This window comes from Candidatus Magasanikbacteria bacterium (genome assembly GCA_021648085.1).
GTDB lineage: Bacteria > Patescibacteriota > Patescibacteriia > Magasanikbacterales > UBA922 > JAKITS01.
Genome location: JAKITS010000001.1, coordinates 938,324 through 957,034 on the forward strand (window position 1 = coordinate 938,324; position 18,711 = coordinate 957,034).

The following is an 18,711-nucleotide window of genomic DNA, read 5'->3' on the forward strand; positions in this document are numbered from 1 at the left end:
TCAATAACGAAAGCGTATTTGGCGACATTCCCGTTAGAAAATAAAAATACTATGTTGGTAAATCCAAAAAGTTGGTCAATTGAGTGGGGAGGAAGGGAGTTAACTATTGAGACAGGAAAACTTGCACTTCAGGCAGGTGCAGCCTGTACTGTAAGGTATGGTGATACAATGATCTTGGCTACAGCTACTAGAAGTAGTGGTGTTCGTGAAGGGTTAGATTTTTTTCCTTTGAGTGTAGAATTTCAAGAAAAATTATACGCAGCAGGAAAAATTAAAGGATCTCGTTTTATAAAAAGAGAAGGTCGTCCAAGTGATGATGCTGTTCTTTCTGGGCGTATTATAGACCGAGCTATTCGCCCATTGTTTGACGATAGTACAAGAAATGAAGTTCAGGTTGTGACTATGGCACTTTCAGTAGATGGTGAAAACGATGCATTTGTGACAGCATTTATTGCTGCAAGTTGCGCTCTAGCTATCTCACCAATTCCTTGGAATGGTCCTATTGGAGCAGCTAGAATTGGGAGAGTAGACGGAGAGTTAGTTTTAAATGTTAAAAAATCAGAATTAGAAAACAGCGATTTAGATCTAATAGTCGCAGGAACTCCAGAAAAATTAATCATGGTTGAATCTGGTTCAAAAGAAGTCAAAGAGCAAGATATGTTCGATGCAATGAAATGGGGTTGTGAACAATTGAATCCAATAGTTGAACTTATAAAGAAAATTCAAACAGAACTTGGTACAGAAAAAGTGGAAGTTGGTACAAAAGTTGAAGAATTGGAAGATATAAAAAAGCAAGTAAAAAAAGCTTCTAGAGATTTTGTATTTTCAGTTGCAGATTCTATGATTTTCGACTCGAAGAAAATTACAAAGAAAGAAAGAAAACAAACGATGACGGATGTAAAAAATGCATTACAAAGTCATTTGGAAGAAAAAGGATTTAATGAAGATGCTCAGAAAATTGGTTTGGGAGATACAAAGAAACATATTTCAGATGTAATTTCAAACAGAATTTTGGAAAAAGATGAGCGTTTAGATGGAAGAGGATTGGAAGAGGTTCGTGAATTATTTGTAGATGGTGATACGATTCCTCGTGTTCATGGTTCTGCGATTTTTATGCGTGGCGACACACAAGTTTTGTCTATCGTGACTCTTGGTTCTCCGGGAGATGTTCAAACTATGGACACTATGGAAGAAGATGGTACAAAGCGCTATATGCACCATTACAATGATATGCCATATACTTATGGAGAGACGGGTAGAATTTTTGGACCAGGAAGGCGCGCTATCGGACATGGTGCATTAGCAGAAAGAGCATTAATGCCTATGCTTCCAACTGTGGAAGAGTTTCCTTACACAATGCGTGTAGTTTCAGAAGTAATGGGTTCAAACGGATCTAGTTCTATGGCTTCAACTTGTGCATCAACTCTATCTTTGATGATCTCTGGTGTACCAATTAAAAAGCCGGTTGCAGGAATTGCAATTGGTCTTGCATCAGATTTGGAAAACGATGAAAATAGATGGAAAGTTTTGACAGACTTGCAAGATGTGGAAGATGGAAAAGGTGGAATGGACTTTAAAATTACAGGAACAATAGACGGAATTACAGCAATGCAAATGGATACAAAAACTCAAGGATTGAATTGGGATATTGTAGATCAAACTTTAAAACAAAGTGCAGATGCTCGTACAAAGATTTTGGCAAAAATGTCAGAATTGATTTCTGAGCCTCGTCCAGAACTTGCATCAACAGCTCCTAGAATTGAAACAATAGAAATTGATCCAGATAAGATTAGAGATGTGATTGGGCCAGGTGGAAAAATGATAAATAAAATTATTGCTGACACTGGAGTTCAAATGGATATTGAGCAGGATGGAAGAGTAATCATAACTTCAAGCGACCAAGAAGGAATGGACAAAGCTACTGAAATGGTTTTGAATATTACAAAGGAAGTTGAAGCTGGAGAAATCTATGAAGGAACTGTAGCGCGTTTGGAAAACTTTGGAGCTTTTGTAAATATATTGCCAGGAAAAGATGGACTTGTTCATGTAAGTGAAATTGCTTGGGCAAGAATTGGAGAGCCAAGCGATGTATTAAAAATTGGAGATAAAGTACAAGTAAAAGTGAAGGAAATAGATAATATGAAAAGAATAAACTTATCTATTAAAGCACTACTTCCAAAACCAGAAGGTTTTGTAGAACAGAGCAGGCCTCCAAGAAGAGACGATAAAAGACAACCAAAACGTTACGAAAAAACAGGAAGTTAACCTTCTAAAAACAAAAAACAACTCATTTGTGGGTTGTTTTTTTGTTTTGTACATAGTTTTATTTAGTCTACTTATTTTTCATAGTTTGATGTCTTTTTATGGTATAATAAAAAAGAATTTATTTTTTTGTTATGTCGAAAAGAGAGGTTATTATAAAAACAAGAGATATCGCTGTTACTTATTTTATGGGTAAAAGCAATGAAGTAAAAGCTCTAAAAAAAATGTCTTTAGAAATTTATAAAGGCGAATTTGTTATTTTTTTTGGTCCTTCTGGTTGTGGAAAATCTACACTTCTTTATTCTATTGCGGGTTTAGAGCGTCAAGCTACGGGCGAGGCAATAATACAAGGTAAAGATGTTGTGAAGATGACTAATAAAGATTTGGAAAAACACTATCAAAAAACTATTGGTATGATTTTTCAAGCTTTTTATTTAATACCTTCTCTTTCTGTTTTGCAAAATGTAATGATGCCTCAGATTGCTATTGGAGTAAGCCCAAAAAAAAGAAAAAAGAAAGCCTCAGATCTTTTAGAATATTTTGGAGTAGGACCTCAGTCAAGTAAATTGCCAACTGAGCTTTCTGGTGGACAGCAACAGCGAGTGGCTATTAGTAGATCTCTTGTAAATGATCCAGATATGATTTTGGCAGATGAACCTGTGGGAAACCTAGACTCAAAGTCTGCTGCCGATGTGCTTAGTTTGATTCAAGAGATGAACAGAAAACAAAAAAAGACTGTTATTTTAGTAACGCACGATCCTACACATTTGGATATTGCAGACAGGGTTTTTTATTTGAAAGATGGTGCGTTAATTGATGTGAAAGAAAATAAGAATCCGCGCGTGATTCACAGAATTGGTAAGAAAACTAAAGAAGATAAAGAGCTTAAAAAAGAAAAAAGTAATCTAGAATTAATATCTAAAATATACTCAAAAAATACAAAAAAAATAGATGGAATGCTTTTGGAATATAAAGCTAAAGAAATTTTACTAGAAGTTTTAACAGGAATGAATAGTAGGCAGCTTTTAGTTTTAGAGGAATACACAAAACAAATGATTAAAACAGGTGTAGATGGTAAGAGTGAAATGTATGAATATTTGGACAAAGATTTTGAAAATGGTGGTGCAGATTTGGATAGTCGTACAGCAAAAGAAATATCAAAAAAAGTAAAAGATATTGTTTCAGAAATGAGGATTGTTTCAGATTCAGATAAGATAGAAACCTCAAAACCAATAGAAACATATGTAAAGCAGATAAGATATTATTTGTTGGAAACTTTTGATGTTCAAGTAAATAGTACAGAAAGTTTAGATGCAATTGACTATATTTTGAAAGACAGGGTTCAGGGTGTAACAGACAAAAAAGGTGTTTTTAAAATGTTAGATTTAGATTTGGAGCACGGTGGTGCGGGATTAAATAAAAGAACTGCAAAAAAAATTGCAAAACGATTAGAGTTGGTTTTACTTGGAAAATATACAAGAAATAAAAAACGAGAAAAAGAGTTATTAAAAGCACAAAAAGAAGAAAGAAAAAAGCATAAAAAAGAAAAAGATACTAAAGAAAAAAAGAATAAATTATAAGCTATGAGACTTTCCGACGCTTTGTCGTTATCCACAAGAATGTTTAGAACAAGACCACTTAGAACATTATTAACAGTAATGGGTGTTGGTGTTGGTATTGGAACTGTTCTATTTTTGGTCTCACTTGGTTACGGTCTGCAAGACGCTGTATTAAGTCGTATTACAACGGCAGACGCTTTACTTAGTTTAGATGTTGCACCAGGAAGTTCAGAGTTAATTACTTTAAATAAAGATGTAATTGATAAAATAAAAAAAATTCCAAATGTGGAAGAGGTCAGTCCTGTGATTTCTGCTTCTGCACAAATAAGTTTAGAAAATTTGGTTGGAGACGGAACAATGTATGCTGTCAAACCATCATACTTTAGATTAAGTGGAGTGGATACAATTTTAGGGGATTTATTTGAGAATAATACTGATGAAAATCCAAAAGCAATAGTTTCTTCCGCGGCTGTTCAGTTATTCAATATGAACCCAGAAGATATCTTAGGAAAGGAGTTTAATTTAAGTTTTTTTATTCCACGCATAGATGGCGAAGGTGTGGAGCATTTGGAAATTGTAGATAAGGATACAATGTATTCTATTGTTGGTGTTGTGGCTGATGACTCAGAAAGTTTTGTTTATATCCCTTTGGCTTCGGTAGAAAGTGTCGGAATAGAAAATTTTTTAGAAACAAAAGTAAAAGTCTCTAGTATAGAAGCAATGGACAATATACGACTTGAAATTGTGGAGATGGGTTTTTTTGTTTCTGCACTTAAAGATGTAATTGAAGATGCACAAAAAATATTTAGCATTGTACAATTAATTTTAGGTTTGTTTGGTTTGGTGGCACTTACTGTTTCTGCTATCGGAATGTTCAATACAATGACAGTTATGCTTTTGGAGCGTACAAATGAAATAGGTATTATGAGATCAATCGGCGTCACTCGTAGAAGCATTAGAACTTTATTTATTGTTGAGGCAATGCTAATGGGATTTTTGGGTGGGCTTGGAGGTGTTGGTATTGGAATTTTAGGTGGAGAAATTTTTAATTTTATAATAAATATTTTGGCAAAAAATTTGGGTGGTGAATCTGTTGACTTGTTTGTAAGCCCATTTTGGTTTATTGGTGTTATTATTTTTTTCTCAACTGTTATTGGTTTTATGACTGGTGTTTTTCCTGCCAGGCGTGCAGCCAAATTAAACCCATTAGATGCACTGCGTTACAAATAATTTTTTATATATAAAATTGCAAGTAATTAAGTTGACAGAATACTTTATTTAGTATATAATATACCCGCCCAATTTAGGTGGGTATTTAAAATAGGTTGTTTCAAGTAGGGAATAATTTTCAAAAATGCTTTCCATTATTAAAATCTTTAAATTTTGAGCGAGACAAAAAGAAAAAATTTTTGACTAGTCATATCTTCAGAAATATTTTTTCTTAAAGTCGTAGTCAAAATCTAAATATTTTAATAGAAATGATGTTTGGAAATTATTCCCACAAAAAGCGGGTGTGGTGAAATTGGTATACACGCGTGGTTTAGGACCATGTGCCTTCGGGCGTGAGAGTTCGAGTCTCTCCACCCGCACTAAAATAGATATATTTTAAAACAATCTTTTGTTGAAACTTTTAGATTTCGGCTGCAAAGTAAAATTATCAAAAAACATTATGTATATAAAGCTTTTTTCAAATTTCACTTTTCGCTCGAAATCTAAAAGTTGCACCTAAAAGCTGTTTCAAAATATATCTATAAATATGGAGAGTATAAAAATTTTTGCAAGTCAGATAAATCCAAATATAGATACTATAGATTTGCACACAGAAAATTCTTTGTATGCTTCTATGGAAAAATTAGACCAAAAATTATATTCTTTGTATCAAGATGAAAAAGAATATTGTAGGATTATTTTTGGGATTGGAACTGGTAAGCTTAAAAATGAAACTTTAAAATCTTTAGAAAAAAACCCACTAATTGAACATGTTGAAATGGATGAAAACGGTGGAAGTTGTATCGTATTCTTTTCTTAAAATTATTAGTTATCCACTGTTATAAGAAAAGTACTTGACAGCTTTTTTTAAATAGTGTAAAATGTGGAGCGTTATCGAAATTTAAAAAATAGTCTCACTACAGAAGTTAATCAAGTCGTTAATTTCTGTGGTCAGATTATAAGAGTCTCTAAATAAACATCTCAGCAGATGACTTATTTACTTAGAGAATCCAACTGATAGCACATTACAATTCAAGAGTCTTAATAGAGATATAAATTAAAATAATCTTTATAGCGATACAAAGTTATTTTAAATATATCTAAAAGAAAAATTGTAAGTAAAAAAATATTATATGCGAAAATACTATTATGTGTTTTCGTAGTGCGCATCTCAAGAGCGCACGGTGGATACCTTGACACTAACAGACGATGAAGGACGTAGTAACCTGCGATAAGCTTCGGCGAGGTGGTAAACAACCTTTGACCCGGAGATTTCCGAATGGGGGAACCCACTCGATGTAATGATCGAGTATTGTGCATTGAATACATAGGTGTACAATGAAGACCTGGTGAAGTGAAACATCTCAGTAACCAGAGGAACAGAAAATAATAATGATTCCCTTAGTAGCGGCGAGCGAACGGGGAACAGCCTAAACCTATATTTGTGAATGTATTGGATTCAATTTGTCTTCGGACTTTTTGGCCCAGTGCAGAAAGAGCAGGTCGTTGCAATATAGGTGTTGTAGGTCTTAAATGTCAAATCTCCTGATTAGATTTGGTATGTGATATATGTATAGCCAAAGATCCCTGGAAAGGGACACCTTAGAAGGTGATAGTCCTGTAGGCGAAATGCATATGTTATGTATAATTTTTGTACCTGAGTACGGCGGGACACGTGAAATCCCGTCGGAATCCGCCGCGATCACGCGGCAAGGCTAAATACTGTTAGTGATCGATAGTGAACTAGTACCGTGAGGGAAAGGTGAAAAGCAACCCGGGAGGGTGGTGAAATAGTATATGAAACCGTGTGCTTACAATGAGTTGGAGCCCGCCTTTATGGTGGGTGACAGCGTTCCTATTGAAGAATGAGCCTGCGAGTGTGTGGGTGTTGCAAGTTTAAGGGCCTCTGGTCCGTAGGCATAGGGAAACCGAGTCTTAACCGGCGATAAGCAGCATTCATACGACCCGAAACTGAGTGAGCCATCCATGGCCAGGTTGAACATCAAGTAAAATTGATGGGAGGACCGAACCCACGCGCCGTGCAACACGCGGGGATGAGCTGTGGATAGCGGAGAAATTCCAATCGAACTCAGTAATAGCTGGTTCTCCTCGAAATAGCTTTAGGGCTAGCTGTATGTGTTCCCTTTGGGGGTAGAGCACTGGATGAGAGTTGGGCGGTTTACCGTACCACTTTCAATCAAACTCCGAATACCAAAGATTAATAGCATGCAAGTTAGACTGTGGGGGCTAAGCTTCACAGTCGAAAGGGAAACAGCCCAGATCGCAAATTAAGGTCCCTAAATCACTGCTAAGTGTAAAAAGTGGTGGAAATTCTCATACAACCAGGAAGTTGGCTTAGAAGCAGCCACCTTTTAAAGATAGCGTAACAGCTCACTGGTCAAGAGTTTCTGCACTGAAAATGTACCGGGGCTAAGCAGTGTACCGAAATTGCGAATTGTTTTAAAATTTATTTTATAACAGTGGTAGAGGAGCATTCCTAACTGCGTTGAAGTCGTATCCGTGAGGAACGGTGGAGCGTTGGGAAGAGAGAATGCAGGCACAAGTAGCAAAAATGCTGGTTAAAGTCCAGCACGCCGAAAGTCCAAGGTTTCCAGGGCAACGTGAATCGTCCCTGGGTTAGTCGATCCTAAGGCCAGCCCGTGGTAAAAGCGGGGTAACCGATGGAAGAGTAGGTTAATATTCCTGCACTTGGTATAGTTTGTTGTATTATGCGGATTTCAAAGGTATGAGCGTTTTTTGGCTATTGACGTTCCGCAAGGTAAAGATAGCGTCTTCGGACAATGTCGATTCATATTAGAGAAGTTCCTAGAAAAGTAATACAACGTTAGGCTATATCAAATCGTACCGATAACCGACACAGGTGGACAGGTCGAGTAGACCAAGGCGTACGAGAGAAACATAGTTAAGGAACTCGGCAAAACAGCGGCCGTAACTTCGGGATAAGGCCTCCCCAACTTTGTTGGGGTGCAACGAAAGACTTCATGCGACTGTTTACCAAAAACACAGCTCCCTGCAAAAGCGTAAGCTGAAGTATAGGGGGCGATGCCTGGCCAGTGTCCGAACGTTAAGGGGCGGGGTTATTTGATTTATCAGAGAAGCTCTAAACTGAAGCGCGGATGAACGCCGGCCGTAACTATAACGGTCCTAAGGTAGCGAAATTCCTTGTCGGGTGAGTTCCGACCCGCACGAATGGCATAACGGTATGAAGACTGTCTTAACTATGTACTCGGCGAAAATGCAAGTGTCGTGAAGATGCGACATACCCGCAGCTAGACGAAAAGACCCCGTGAAGCTTTACTATAACTTGATATTGGTGTGGTGCTTCATATGTTCAGCATAGGTGGGAGCCTTCGGGCACCCGTGAGATACCACCCTTATGCTGGGCTACACCTAATCTCTTCTCATGAATCTGGGAGGGGAGACAGTATCTGGTGGGTAGTTTAACTGGGGCGGTTGCCTCCTAAAGAGTAACGGAGGCGTTTATAAGGTTGGCTTGCCTGGGATGGAAATCCAGGTGGACGTGCAAACGCATAAGCCAGCTTTACTGCAAGGGTTACCACCCGAGCAGTTACGAAAGTAGAAGTTAGTGATCCGACCGTACGATGTGAGACGGCGGAAGCTCAACGGATAAAAGTTACTCCGGGGATAACAGGCTGATCACGCCTAAGCGTCCATAGCGACGGCGTGGTTTGGCACCTCGATGTCGGCTCATCGCATCCTGGGGCTGGAGAAGGTCCCAAGGGTTTGGCTGTTCGCCAATTAAAGCGGTACGCGAGCTGGGTTCAGAACGTCGTGAGACAGTTCGGTCTCCTATCTGCTGTGGGCGACGAATAGTGAGAGAACTCATCCCTAGTACGAGAGGACCGGGATGAACGAACCTCTGGTGTACCAGTTGTCCTGCCAAGGGCACCGCTGGGTAGCTAAGTTCGGCACGGATAAGCGCTGAAAGCATCTAAGTGCGAAGCCGTTCTCAAGATTACTATTCATTCGAGACCCCTTCGAGACCAGGAGGTTGATAGGCACTAGGTGTAAGCTTAGCAATAAGTTGAGCCAAGGTGTACTAATCGGTCAAGTGCACTACGAAAGCACATAGTAGTTTTTTACTATAATAAATTCACATTTGTGTATTTATATTACAAACATTTTTCTAATTATTTGAGGTTTAAATTGAATAGATTTTGCCAAAAAATTAGTTAGGACTCTTATTTGTGAAACAAAAAAGCAATATTTTGTTGATTTAAGTAGATTTATTTCTATTTAATTCTAGATTTTTTACAATTTAGTTTACAATTCCTGGTGTCTTTTGTGACGAGGGTACACCTGTTCCCATCTCGAACACAGCAGTTAAGTTCGTTTACGCCGATGATAGTCGAAAGGCAAAAGTAGGTAGGTGCCAGGTATTGTAAACTAAATTGAAAATCTTAGAGCTACAAGATATTGTTTTTTTAATAGAAAAATACAACTTAAATGCTGTATTTTTTGTTTTTTAAATTATATTTTTATTTTTTGCTTGGCAAAATGGATTGTTTATGATAATGTTTGATATTCTTTAGACAATTCATCAACAAAAAAGGAGAAAATGATGAATACAAAAATTAAAGAAAATAAAGAAGAAAGAAGTTTCCCAACTTTGGTCGACAAGTCTGTTGGCAGTAGAATGGAGGCTTTGAAACAACTTAAAACAAGAAAAGACTCTAAACTTATTGAATCTATTCTTGGGACTTTGTTCGTCTCTTTGATGAGTATGGTTCTGAGATCGACAAAAAAGGGGAGTAGTTTGTTAAGCTGGAAGAGAAAGAAAACCTTCGTCTTTTGGAAGCCGAGTGGCACGAGTGGAATCGTGCTAAAAAAGAGGAAAGGAGGTTCAAAAAAGTAGTAATAATAGACGGAAGTAATGTCTTTAGAGTGGTATACAAATTGTATACCACTTTTTTTATTACAAAATTTTTAATATTTTTTATGTTATCCACATTTGCAAAAGAATATTATTATGGTATAGTTTTATTTGTTGGGATTATTTTTGAATATTAGAAAATAATCCAATATTAATTTTTTATATAATTTTTATGGAGTACGAATACGATGAAGCAAAAGGTGCTATTTTGGACCATTTAAAAGAAATATTTGAAGAGATAGAAGGTGAGATGGCAATGGCACATCAAGAAAAATATGCACTTTTAGAAGATGTTTTGGGAAATGCGTCAGACATCGGTGAGCTTAAAGTTGCTTTCGAGCAATGGTGCGCAGACCATATAGGAGAATTAGATTTAGAAGAGGATTTTGAGGAGTTGTGGGATCAGGCTTTTGCTAGATTAGAAGACTAAAAGATTAAAAAAATACCTTTTAAATAGGTATTTTTTATTTTAATATAAAAAAACTTGCTTCATTGCCTTGTTTGTTGATACTATAAATAGTAGGTTAGTTTTATTTTTTTAATTATATTTTATGCCATTTGTAAGCACAAAAAAAATGTTTAAAAAAGCAATGCAAGAGGGTTATGCAATTGGTGCTTTTAATATAAATAATCTGGAAATCGCACAAGCGATAGTTGATGCAGCTGCAAAGACAAATTCCCCTGTTATTATCCAGGTTTCAGAGGGTGCTAGAGAATATGCAGGAACAGAAGATCTCGTTGCAATAGTAAGAGCAGAATTGGAAATGAGCCCAAAGTTGGTTTCTGCACTTCATCAAGATCATGGTTCTAGTTTTGAAATATGTAAAAGTGCAATTAAAGCTGGATTTAGCTCTGTGATGATAGATGGTTCACATCTGCCTTTTGAAGAAAATGTAAAACTTACAAAAAAAGTTGTGGATTATGCACATAAAAAAAATATAACAGTAGAAGCAGAACTTGGGGAATTGATTGGAGAACAGTTTGACGCGGGCGAGGGAAGTGAAAAAAGCGAGGGAGCTTATACAGATCCAAAAAAAGCAAAAGAATTTGTAAAAAGGACTGGTTGTGATTCTTTGGCAGTTTCTATTGGAACTTCTCATGGAGTTTATAAATTTAAAGGTGATCCAAAATTAGACTTGAAACGCTTGGAAGAAATTCAAAAAATGATTCCAAAAATACCTTTGGTTTTGCACGGAGCATCTAGTATTTTGCAAAAATATGTAAAAATGGCAACAAAACATGGTGCAGAAATTTCTGGTGCGCGAGGTGTTCCTGAAAGTGTAATTCGTAAATCTACAAAATTTGGTGTGGTAAAAGTAAATATTGATAGTGATTTGCGTTTAGCAATGACTGCCACAATTCGTAAATATATGGATGAAAATCCTGGCGAAGTGGATCCTCGTAAATATTTGGGTGCAGGAAGAGATGAGTTGGAAAAATTAATTATACATAAATTTAAAGCTTTTGGTTGTCTTGGAAAAGCTTAGTAAAAAATTTAATTATTTTGTATGGATTTTAAAAAAGTTGGAGTAGTAATTTTGGCAGGAGGAAGAGGTGCTAGATTGAATTGTACTGAAATTCCTAAGGTTATGTGCCCAATTGGGGATAAACCGATTATAAGCTATATTGTAGATACTTTATTTCAAATTGGGTTTGAAAAAAGTAGTATTTCTCTTGTTGTTGGTTTTAAGAGAGAAAAAGTTGAAGAATATTTTGGTGAAGGTTTTATTTATGCCCACCAAAAAGAACAACTAGGAACTGGACATGCTGCATATGTGGGAATGCAAAAACTACCAAAAGAAATTGAGATTGTTTTAGTATTAAATGGAGATGACAGTGCTTTTTATAAAAAGGAAAGTTTGGTTAATTTCATTCAGTCGCATTTGGAAAATAATGCTACTATTTCTCTTTTAACCACAGAACTCGATCATCCAATAGGCTATGGAAGAGTAATTCGTAAAAATAATTCTTTCAAAATTATAGAAAAAGAATATTTAACAGAGGAACAGGAGAAAGTACAGGAAATTAGCACTGGAACTTTTGTGTTTGATAGGTTTTGGTATGAAGGTGTGTTTCCAAACATGCCAAAAATGCGCGCAATAAACGAATATGGTATACCAGCAGCTATAATGATGGCACGCGATGAAAATAAAAAAATTCAAGCTGTTTTGTTGGAAGATAGAAAAGAGTGGTACGGAGTAAACAAACCTCATGAATTGGAAGAGGCTAATAAAAGAAAGCAGATTAAGTAAAGAAATGTATGTGTGGAATTATAGGTTATATTGGAAAAAAAGATGCTTCTACGATTTTGCTTCAGGGTTTGCGTCGTTTGGAGTATAGGGGGTATGACTCTGCAGGAATAGTTTGTTTTGCAGATAAGTTTTCTATTATAAAATCTGTTGGTAAAATAGAAAATTTAGCTGAAAAATTGAAATTTAATCCAGTTTCTGGAAATATTGGAATTGCTCACACTCGTTGGGCAACTCATGGTGGCGTGACAGAACAAAATGCACACCCTCATTCTTCTTGTAGAGATGAGGTTTTTTTGGTTCACAATGGAATTATAGAAAATTATAGAGAGTTAAAAAAAGAATTAGGATTTGAGCATAATTTTAAATCAGAAACAGATTCAGAAGTTTTGGCACATTTGATAGAAAAATTTTATAATGGTGATATTCGTTTGGCAGTTCAAAAAGCATTGAAAAAAATACGTGGAACTTATGGTTTGGTGGTAATGCACAAAAATGAACCAGATAAAATGATTGTGGCGAGAATGGGAAGTCCTATTGTTTTGGGAGTTGGTGAGGGGGAATATTTTGTGGCAAGCGATGCTACACCACTTTTGGCACATACTAGAGATGTGATTTTTTTGGATGACGGAGAATTGGCAGAAGTTTCAAAAAAAGGTTTTGAAATTTTTAATTTAAAAGAGCAAGAAGTTCAGAAAACAATAGAACATATAGAATGGAATGATGAACAGGCTGAAAAACAAGGATATCCTCACTTTATGCTCAAGGAAATTTTTGAACAGCCTGCTGTTTTTAAGGATGCAATTCGCGGAAGAATAAATGAGGAAGATGGAACTTCACATTTGGGCGGGTTGAATATGACAATAGAGGAAATGCACAGAATAAACAGGATTGTTTTGATAGCTTGTGGAACTGCTTATTATGCATGTATGGTTGGTAAATATGCTTTTGAAAAGTTGGTTGGAATTCCAGTGGAGGTGGATGTTGCAAGTGAGTTTAGATATAGAGATCCAATTATAGATAAAAATACTTTGGTTTTTGCAGTTTCTCAATCTGGTGAAACTGCTGATACTTTGGCGGCATTGCGCGAGGCAAAAAGAAAAGGCGCTTTTGTACGGGGAATTGTAAATGTGGTTGGTTCTACAATTGCGCGTGAGACTGACGGTGGAACTTATATCCATGCTGGTCTTGAGTTTGCTGTTGCCTCTAGCAAGGCTTACACAAATATGGTTGCTGTTTTACTACTTTACGCATTGCAGTTTGGTAGATTAAATAAAACTAGCTTGCACCAAGGAAAAGAATTTATAGAAGAATTAAGGCAAATTCCACAAAAAATGGATAGAATTTTAGAACAAAAAGAAAAAATAAGACAGGTTGCGGAAAAATACTCACATTACAAAAATTTTCTATTTCTTGGTCGTGGAATAAATTATCCTGTTGCTTTGGAAGGGTCACTAAAACTAAAAGAAATTACTTATATTCATAGTGAGGCGTGTCCAGCTGGAGAGATGAAGCATGGTGTAAATGCACTTTTGTCTGAAGATTTTCCTATTCTTGCAATTCTTACAAAAAATAGTTTGTATGAAAAAATGAGGAGTAATGTTGAAGAAGTGAAAGCAAGAAAAAGTCCTATTTTACTACTCGCAAGTGAAGGTGATTTTACGGCACAAGAATTGGCAGATGACATTTTATTTACACCAAAAACAATAGAAATTTTAGAGCCATTATTAAATACAATTATCTTGCAGTTGTTCGCTTATTATACAGCAGTTAAGCTTGGTAGAGATGTCGATAGACCTAGGAATTTGGCTAAGTCTGTGACAGTAGAGTAATTATGTTAATAATTTTATTCGGTCCTCCTGCTAGTGGAAAATCTACGCTTTTAGAATTTTTAGAAAATAAAAATTATAATGTTTTGGATATTGAAAAGCTTGGGAAAAACTATAAAGAGCGTAAAGAAAATTTTTATAAAAAACTAAATACTAAAAAGTTCGATGTCGATTTTCTTTTTGTTGGTGCTGCAGACTTGTCGCCAGATGATTTTTTGGGAGATAAGAAGTCTATTATGCTTTTGCCGAATAAGAAGATATATAAGAAGCGTTTATTTGAGCGTAAATACAAAACAAAACAGAACGGGCTGTTTAAATATGATAAATTTAAAAAATGGAGTATTTTTTTTGATGGTTTTATTATTGAAAACAATGGAAGTGTGGAAGAAACAGTAAATAAAATTTTAAAACTGATTTTTATTGATAAGTAAATTATGATAAAACAAATTTTAGATTTACATATTCATTCCAAATATTCTCGTGCTTGTAGTAAAAGATTAGAGCTTTCAACAATTGCAAAAGCTTGTGAAATTCGTGGAATCGATATTGTAGCTACAGGAGATTTTACACACCCAAAATGGTTTGAAAGTATTAAAAATGAATTGGTAGAAAGCTCGGTTGGTGTGTATAAATTAAAAAATAAAAAAAGTAAAACTAAATTTATTTTGGGAACTGAAGTTTCTTCAATTAAAAAACACAAAGGAAAAACTAGACGAGTACATTTGCTAATTTTTGCTCCAAACATAGAGATTGCAGAAAAATTTAATAAAACTCTTGAACAAAAGGGGTTTAATTTAAAATCTGATGGGCGTCCAATTTTGGGAATTCCAAGTAAAGATATTTTGAAATTGATGTTGGAGGTGGACGAAAGAATGGTTATGATTCCAGCACACGCTTGGACGCCATGGTTTGGTATATTTGGTTCAAAAGGTGGCTACAATTCGTTAGAAGAAGCTTTTGATGAGTTGTCAGTACATATAAATGCAATTGAAACCGGGCTTTCTAGTGACCCTGCTATGAATTGGCGTTTGTCTGCTTTGGATAATATTACTTTAATTTCAAATTCAGATGCACACAGCCTACAAAAACTTGGGCGTGAGGCAAATGTTTTTCAATTTAAAAATGAATCTGAAATAACTTACAAAGAAATAATAAGGATAATTCAAGAAGGTGATAAAACAAAATTTTTAAATACTATTGAATTTTATCCTGAGGAAGGAAAATATCATGTGGACGGTCATAGGGGTTGCAGATTTTTTTGTGAACCAGAAGAGACTAAAAAGTTAAAAGGAAAATGTCCAAAATGTAAAAAATCTCTGATAATCGGTGTTTTAAATAGAGTTGTAGGATTGGCAGACAGAACTGAAAATGAGGCAAAAAAAGTAAATAAAATTCCATATAAAAGTATAGTTCCACTTCCAGAAATTTTGTCTGGTGTATTGGGAAGAGGTGTGAACACAAAAACTGTACAAAAAGAATATGATAATTTAATTGAGAATATTGGTAGTGAATTTTTTATTCTTTTGGATGCAAAAATAGAAGATATCCACATGGTCGCTGGGGATAACATTGCAAAAGCTGTGGATAAAGTACGAAAAGGTGAGGTTGTTTTAAGTCCTGGATATGATGGTGAGTTTGGAAAAGTTAATGTTAAATAATTTTTGTAAATAAAAAATAGAGTAATAATTTACTCTATTTTTTCAATTTATTTTTAAGTAGTTTTTAAACCTGTAAGAATTAAAGTATCTAATATTCTATTTATATTGCTTAGCATTTTGTCTGCCCATTTTAATCCAAAAGTTTTTTCAAAAAAGTCTTTTACTTCTTTGCTGGAAACCCAAGCTATAAATTGTTTGATTAATTTTTCTAAATATTTTTGTGCAACTTTTGTTTTCATTTTTAGTTTATTTTTAGATATAAACCACCATGTTGCTGTTTTATAGCCAAAATAGTAAATTTTTGATTCTTCTACTAGATCTAATGTCTTTTTCATTCTTTCTATTCCTAGTACATCTAAAGTGTCTGCGTCTTTTAGTAAATCTACCAAAAATCTATTTTTTTTCTTGAATAATATTTTTGTAAAAAATGCTCCAGTTCCAAGACTTTTGCACAGAATTAATTTTATACTTGTACCAGCTAGCTCACCAAAAAGTTTATATTTTAACGTAAAAAACCACAGCATTAAAGCTGAAATAATATCATCTAAAAAAGGCATCCAAATAAAAGAAGTTTTGTTTGGAACTGTTCTAGACACATCGTGCCACCACGCTGCCAAAACTAGTGCATTTTTTTGTTTTGAATTTAAATGAAGATCATTACTGAAGGTTTTAACATGATTTACAACATTTTTGACATGTTCTAGGTCGTGTATAGAGTCAGATGAGTGCTTCATTTTTTGTTTTGCAATTTTTATCAAACTGCTAAGCGTATCTTTCATAAAAAAAATAGTTTTCTGGTATAATTATAACATATCCTTGATTTTTTATAAATAATCTGCTATTATTATTGCATAAATGTGCCTGTAGCTCAGGGGTTAGAGCACCACGCTTATAACGTGGGGGTCGATGGTTCAATCCCATCCAGGCGCACAAATTAATTTCTACAAATGCCTGCCTTAAATCAAAAAATTATTTTAGATGAAGAGTCGAAAAAGAAGCGTCTCGACCTTTTGTTGAGTGAAAAATTGGGAATTAGTCGTTCACAAATAGAAAAAATGATAAAAAGAGGTGGTGTTTTGGTGGATGGAAAGCTAATAGTAAAAGCTGGAAAAAAATTAATTTCTGCAAATGAGATAACTTTTCAAGAAATAGAGGAAAGAAAAAGTGAGGTACAAATTAAAAAAGAGGAAAACTTCGATGTAACAATTATAAAAGAAGAGTCGGATTATTTAGTAGTAGAAAAACCAGCTGGACTTTTGATACACCCAACCGAAGCTTTGGAAAAGGTGACAATGGCTGGAATTTTACTAGAAAAATATCCAGAATTAAAAGGTGTTGGAGAAGGTAAACTCCGTCCTGGAATTGTTCATCGTTTGGACAAAGACGCTTCTGGGCTTTTGGTAGTTGCCAAAAATCAAAAAATGTATGAACATCTAAAAAAACAATTTCAAAATAGAGAGGTAGAAAAAATTTATAAGGTTTTGGTTTATGGAATTATAGAGACAGACCAAGAAATAATTGATTTTGAAATAGATAGAGGGAGAGATGGTAGAATGGTATCGCGTCCAACTTTGAAGAAGTTAACTTTGAGAACTGTAAGAGATATTCAAGAAGGTAGAAAAGCAAAAACAGAGTTTTGGGTAGAAAAAAGATTCGGTAGGTTTAGTTTTTTGAAGATAAAAATTTATTCTGGTAGAACACATCAAATCCGTGTTCATATGTATGCATACAACCATCCTGTTGTTGGCGACAATATATATTTCAATAAAAATTTATTCAAAAAACAAGATAAATTGGAAAGACTTTTTCTTCATTCAGCAAGACTTGGATTTAAAGATTTTGGTGGAAAATATGTTGTTTTTGAATCTGAACTTCCAGAAAAATTACAAAATTTTTTAAATAAACTAAGATAATCTTATGGAGGAGAATAAGGGGAAAATAATTGTAATCTCTGCGCCATCTGGCGGCGGAAAGACTACAATTTTAAAAGAGTTGATAAAGAGAATTCCAAATTCCGCTCGTGTAATAACAGTGACATCGCGACCAAAAAGAGAGAGTGAACAGGAAGGAGTTGATTATTTTTTTGTTTCAAAAGAAAAATTTGAAGAGAAGATTGGGAACAATGAATTTGTTGAATACAATTTTTATTCAGGAAATTATTATGGTACAGAAAAGTCAAAATTGGAAGAATCAAAACAAAAATACGCTTTTTCTTTTTTACCAACAGAGACAAATGGAAAAAATAATTTGGATAAATTGGGTATAGATCATATTTCGATATTTTTACTTCCGGAATCTTTGGAAGTTTTGCGAAATAGAATTATGCAAAGAGGTGGGCACACAGCCAAAGAAATAGTAGAGAGACTGGGAATAGCAAAAGATGAGATAGCTGAGTCAGAAAAATATAATTTTAAGGTTGTAAATAAGGAAGGATATTTGGAAGAAACGATAGAGAAAATAGTGGAATTTTTGAGGAAATGAAATGATGTTTGGTAATATTTCTATAAATAAAAAAAGACCCGTTTGGGTCTTTTGTGTTTAACTGTAGAAATCTTTTATTTGTTTTTCAATTTTTTCATAATGTGCACGACCTTCAAAAGTCAATGTATAGCGACTATCATTGATAGTAACAATGAGCTCATAACATAGAATGTTGATAGGGTTTTTTACTCTTCTTAATAATATATGTACAAAGTCTCTATTTATATTTACTCTCGCTAATCCTGAAATTCCAAGATCGAAGATTAAATAGTTTTTTGAAGTAGAAGATATTTTTTTGTTTAACGCCAGTGCAAGCTTTTTTAAGAGTTCTATATTTTCTGGGTCTTCTGTAGATTGCTTAAGTAGGTTGGATAAATTTGTCATTACAAACTCCTTTCTTTTGATTGTATGTTGAAATGAACTTTATAAAATATTACCACTTTTAAGCTAGAAAGTCAATCTTTTCCTTGACATTTTCAATGAATTGGTGTAAACTAGTTCCATTATTACATTTTTAGTGATGTTGGGTATTAAAACTTAACCTCTCCG

The 18,711-nt window shown here is 34.7% G+C and carries 15 protein-coding genes, 2 tRNA genes and 2 rRNA genes; 17 read left to right on the forward strand and 2 right to left on the reverse strand.

Features of this window, described 5'->3' with window-relative positions:
• Window positions 1-51 precede the first annotated feature (51 nt).
• The 14 genes from L3J07_04610 to L3J07_04675 all read left to right on the forward strand — a co-directional run bounded on the left by L3J07_04610 (window position 52) and on the right by L3J07_04675 (window position 15,681).
• Window positions 52-2,265, forward strand: a complete 2,214-nt coding sequence (locus L3J07_04610; GenBank protein MCF6277086.1) for a polyribonucleotide nucleotidyltransferase — start codon at window positions 52-54, stop codon at window positions 2,263-2,265.
• A gap of 131 nt (window positions 2,266-2,396) precedes the next feature.
• Window positions 2,397-3,842 carry an ABC transporter ATP-binding protein gene (locus tag L3J07_04615; protein MCF6277087.1) on the forward strand — a complete coding sequence of 482 codons (1,446 nt, stop codon included), beginning with the start codon at window positions 2,397-2,399 and terminating at the stop codon, window positions 3,840-3,842.
• A gap of 3 nt (window positions 3,843-3,845) precedes the next feature.
• On the forward strand, window positions 3,846-5,051 hold the full coding sequence (locus tag L3J07_04620) for an ABC transporter permease (protein MCF6277088.1): 1,206 nt from the start codon (window positions 3,846-3,848) through the stop codon (window positions 5,049-5,051).
• A 277-nt stretch (window positions 5,052-5,328) separates the two neighbouring features.
• Window positions 5,329-5,410 (forward strand) — tRNA-Leu (locus tag L3J07_04625).
• 167 nt (window positions 5,411-5,577) lie between these two features.
• Window positions 5,578-5,850 carry a hypothetical protein gene (locus tag L3J07_04630; GenBank protein MCF6277089.1) on the forward strand — a complete coding sequence of 91 codons (273 nt, stop codon included), beginning with the start codon at window positions 5,578-5,580 and terminating at the stop codon, window positions 5,848-5,850.
• 338 nt (window positions 5,851-6,188) lie between these two features.
• Window positions 6,189-9,135: ribosomal RNA gene (locus L3J07_04635) — 23S ribosomal RNA — on the forward strand.
• Between the two features lie 208 nt (window positions 9,136-9,343).
• Window positions 9,344-9,450, forward strand: a 5S ribosomal RNA gene (gene rrf / locus L3J07_04640).
• Between the two features lie 183 nt (window positions 9,451-9,633).
• The gene (locus L3J07_04645) at window positions 9,634-9,927 is read left to right on the forward strand and encodes an IFRD domain-containing protein (GenBank protein MCF6277090.1); all 294 of its coding nucleotides are present in this window, start codon (window positions 9,634-9,636) and stop codon (window positions 9,925-9,927) included.
• A gap of 190 nt (window positions 9,928-10,117) precedes the next feature.
• On the forward strand, window positions 10,118-10,375 hold the full coding sequence (locus L3J07_04650) for a hypothetical protein (GenBank protein ID MCF6277091.1): 258 nt from the start codon (window positions 10,118-10,120) through the stop codon (window positions 10,373-10,375).
• A gap of 121 nt (window positions 10,376-10,496) precedes the next feature.
• Window positions 10,497-11,432: a class II fructose-1,6-bisphosphate aldolase gene (fba, locus tag L3J07_04655; GenBank protein ID MCF6277092.1), complete on the forward strand. Its 936-nt coding sequence runs from the start codon at window positions 10,497-10,499 to the stop codon at window positions 11,430-11,432.
• A gap of 21 nt (window positions 11,433-11,453) precedes the next feature.
• Complete coding sequence (locus tag L3J07_04660) at window positions 11,454-12,197, forward strand: NTP transferase domain-containing protein (protein ID MCF6277093.1); 744 nt, start codon at window positions 11,454-11,456, stop codon at window positions 12,195-12,197.
• An 8-nt stretch (window positions 12,198-12,205) separates the two neighbouring features.
• Window positions 12,206-14,026 carry a glutamine--fructose-6-phosphate transaminase (isomerizing) gene (glmS, locus tag L3J07_04665; GenBank protein MCF6277094.1) on the forward strand — a complete coding sequence of 607 codons (1,821 nt, stop codon included), beginning with the start codon at window positions 12,206-12,208 and terminating at the stop codon, window positions 14,024-14,026.
• 2 nt (window positions 14,027-14,028) lie between these two features.
• Window positions 14,029-14,454, forward strand: coding sequence for a hypothetical protein (locus tag L3J07_04670; protein ID MCF6277095.1), 426 nt, complete (start codon window positions 14,029-14,031; stop codon window positions 14,452-14,454).
• Window positions 14,455-14,457: 3 nt separating this feature from the next.
• Window positions 14,458-15,681 (forward strand): endonuclease Q family protein, encoded by a 1,224-nt coding sequence (locus L3J07_04675; protein MCF6277096.1) that lies wholly within the window; start codon window positions 14,458-14,460, stop codon window positions 15,679-15,681.
• A gap of 53 nt (window positions 15,682-15,734) precedes the next feature.
• Here L3J07_04675 and L3J07_04680 read toward each other — a convergent pair whose 3' ends face one another.
• A complete protein-coding gene (locus L3J07_04680; GenBank protein ID MCF6277097.1) occupies window positions 15,735-16,460 on the reverse strand; it encodes a hypothetical protein in 726 nt (241 codons plus the stop codon).
• A 78-nt stretch (window positions 16,461-16,538) separates the two neighbouring features.
• Here L3J07_04680 and L3J07_04685 point away from each other — a divergent pair.
• The 3 genes from L3J07_04685 (at window position 16,539) to gmk (ending at window position 18,162) form a co-directional block, all read left to right on the forward strand.
• Window positions 16,539-16,611: transfer RNA gene (locus L3J07_04685), tRNA-Ile, on the forward strand.
• Window positions 16,612-16,628: 17 nt separating this feature from the next.
• A complete protein-coding gene (locus L3J07_04690) occupies window positions 16,629-17,594 on the forward strand; it encodes an RluA family pseudouridine synthase (GenBank protein MCF6277098.1) in 966 nt (321 codons plus the stop codon).
• 4 nt (window positions 17,595-17,598) lie between these two features.
• The gene (gmk, locus tag L3J07_04695) at window positions 17,599-18,162 is read left to right on the forward strand and encodes a guanylate kinase (GenBank protein ID MCF6277099.1); all 564 of its coding nucleotides are present in this window, start codon (window positions 17,599-17,601) and stop codon (window positions 18,160-18,162) included.
• Window positions 18,163-18,219: 57 nt separating this feature from the next.
• Here the strand turns inward: gmk and L3J07_04700 are convergent, their stop codons facing one another.
• The gene (locus L3J07_04700) at window positions 18,220-18,546 is read right to left on the reverse strand and encodes a hypothetical protein (GenBank protein MCF6277100.1); all 327 of its coding nucleotides are present in this window, start codon (window positions 18,544-18,546) and stop codon (window positions 18,220-18,222) included.
• Window positions 18,547-18,711: the final 165 nt, after the last annotated feature.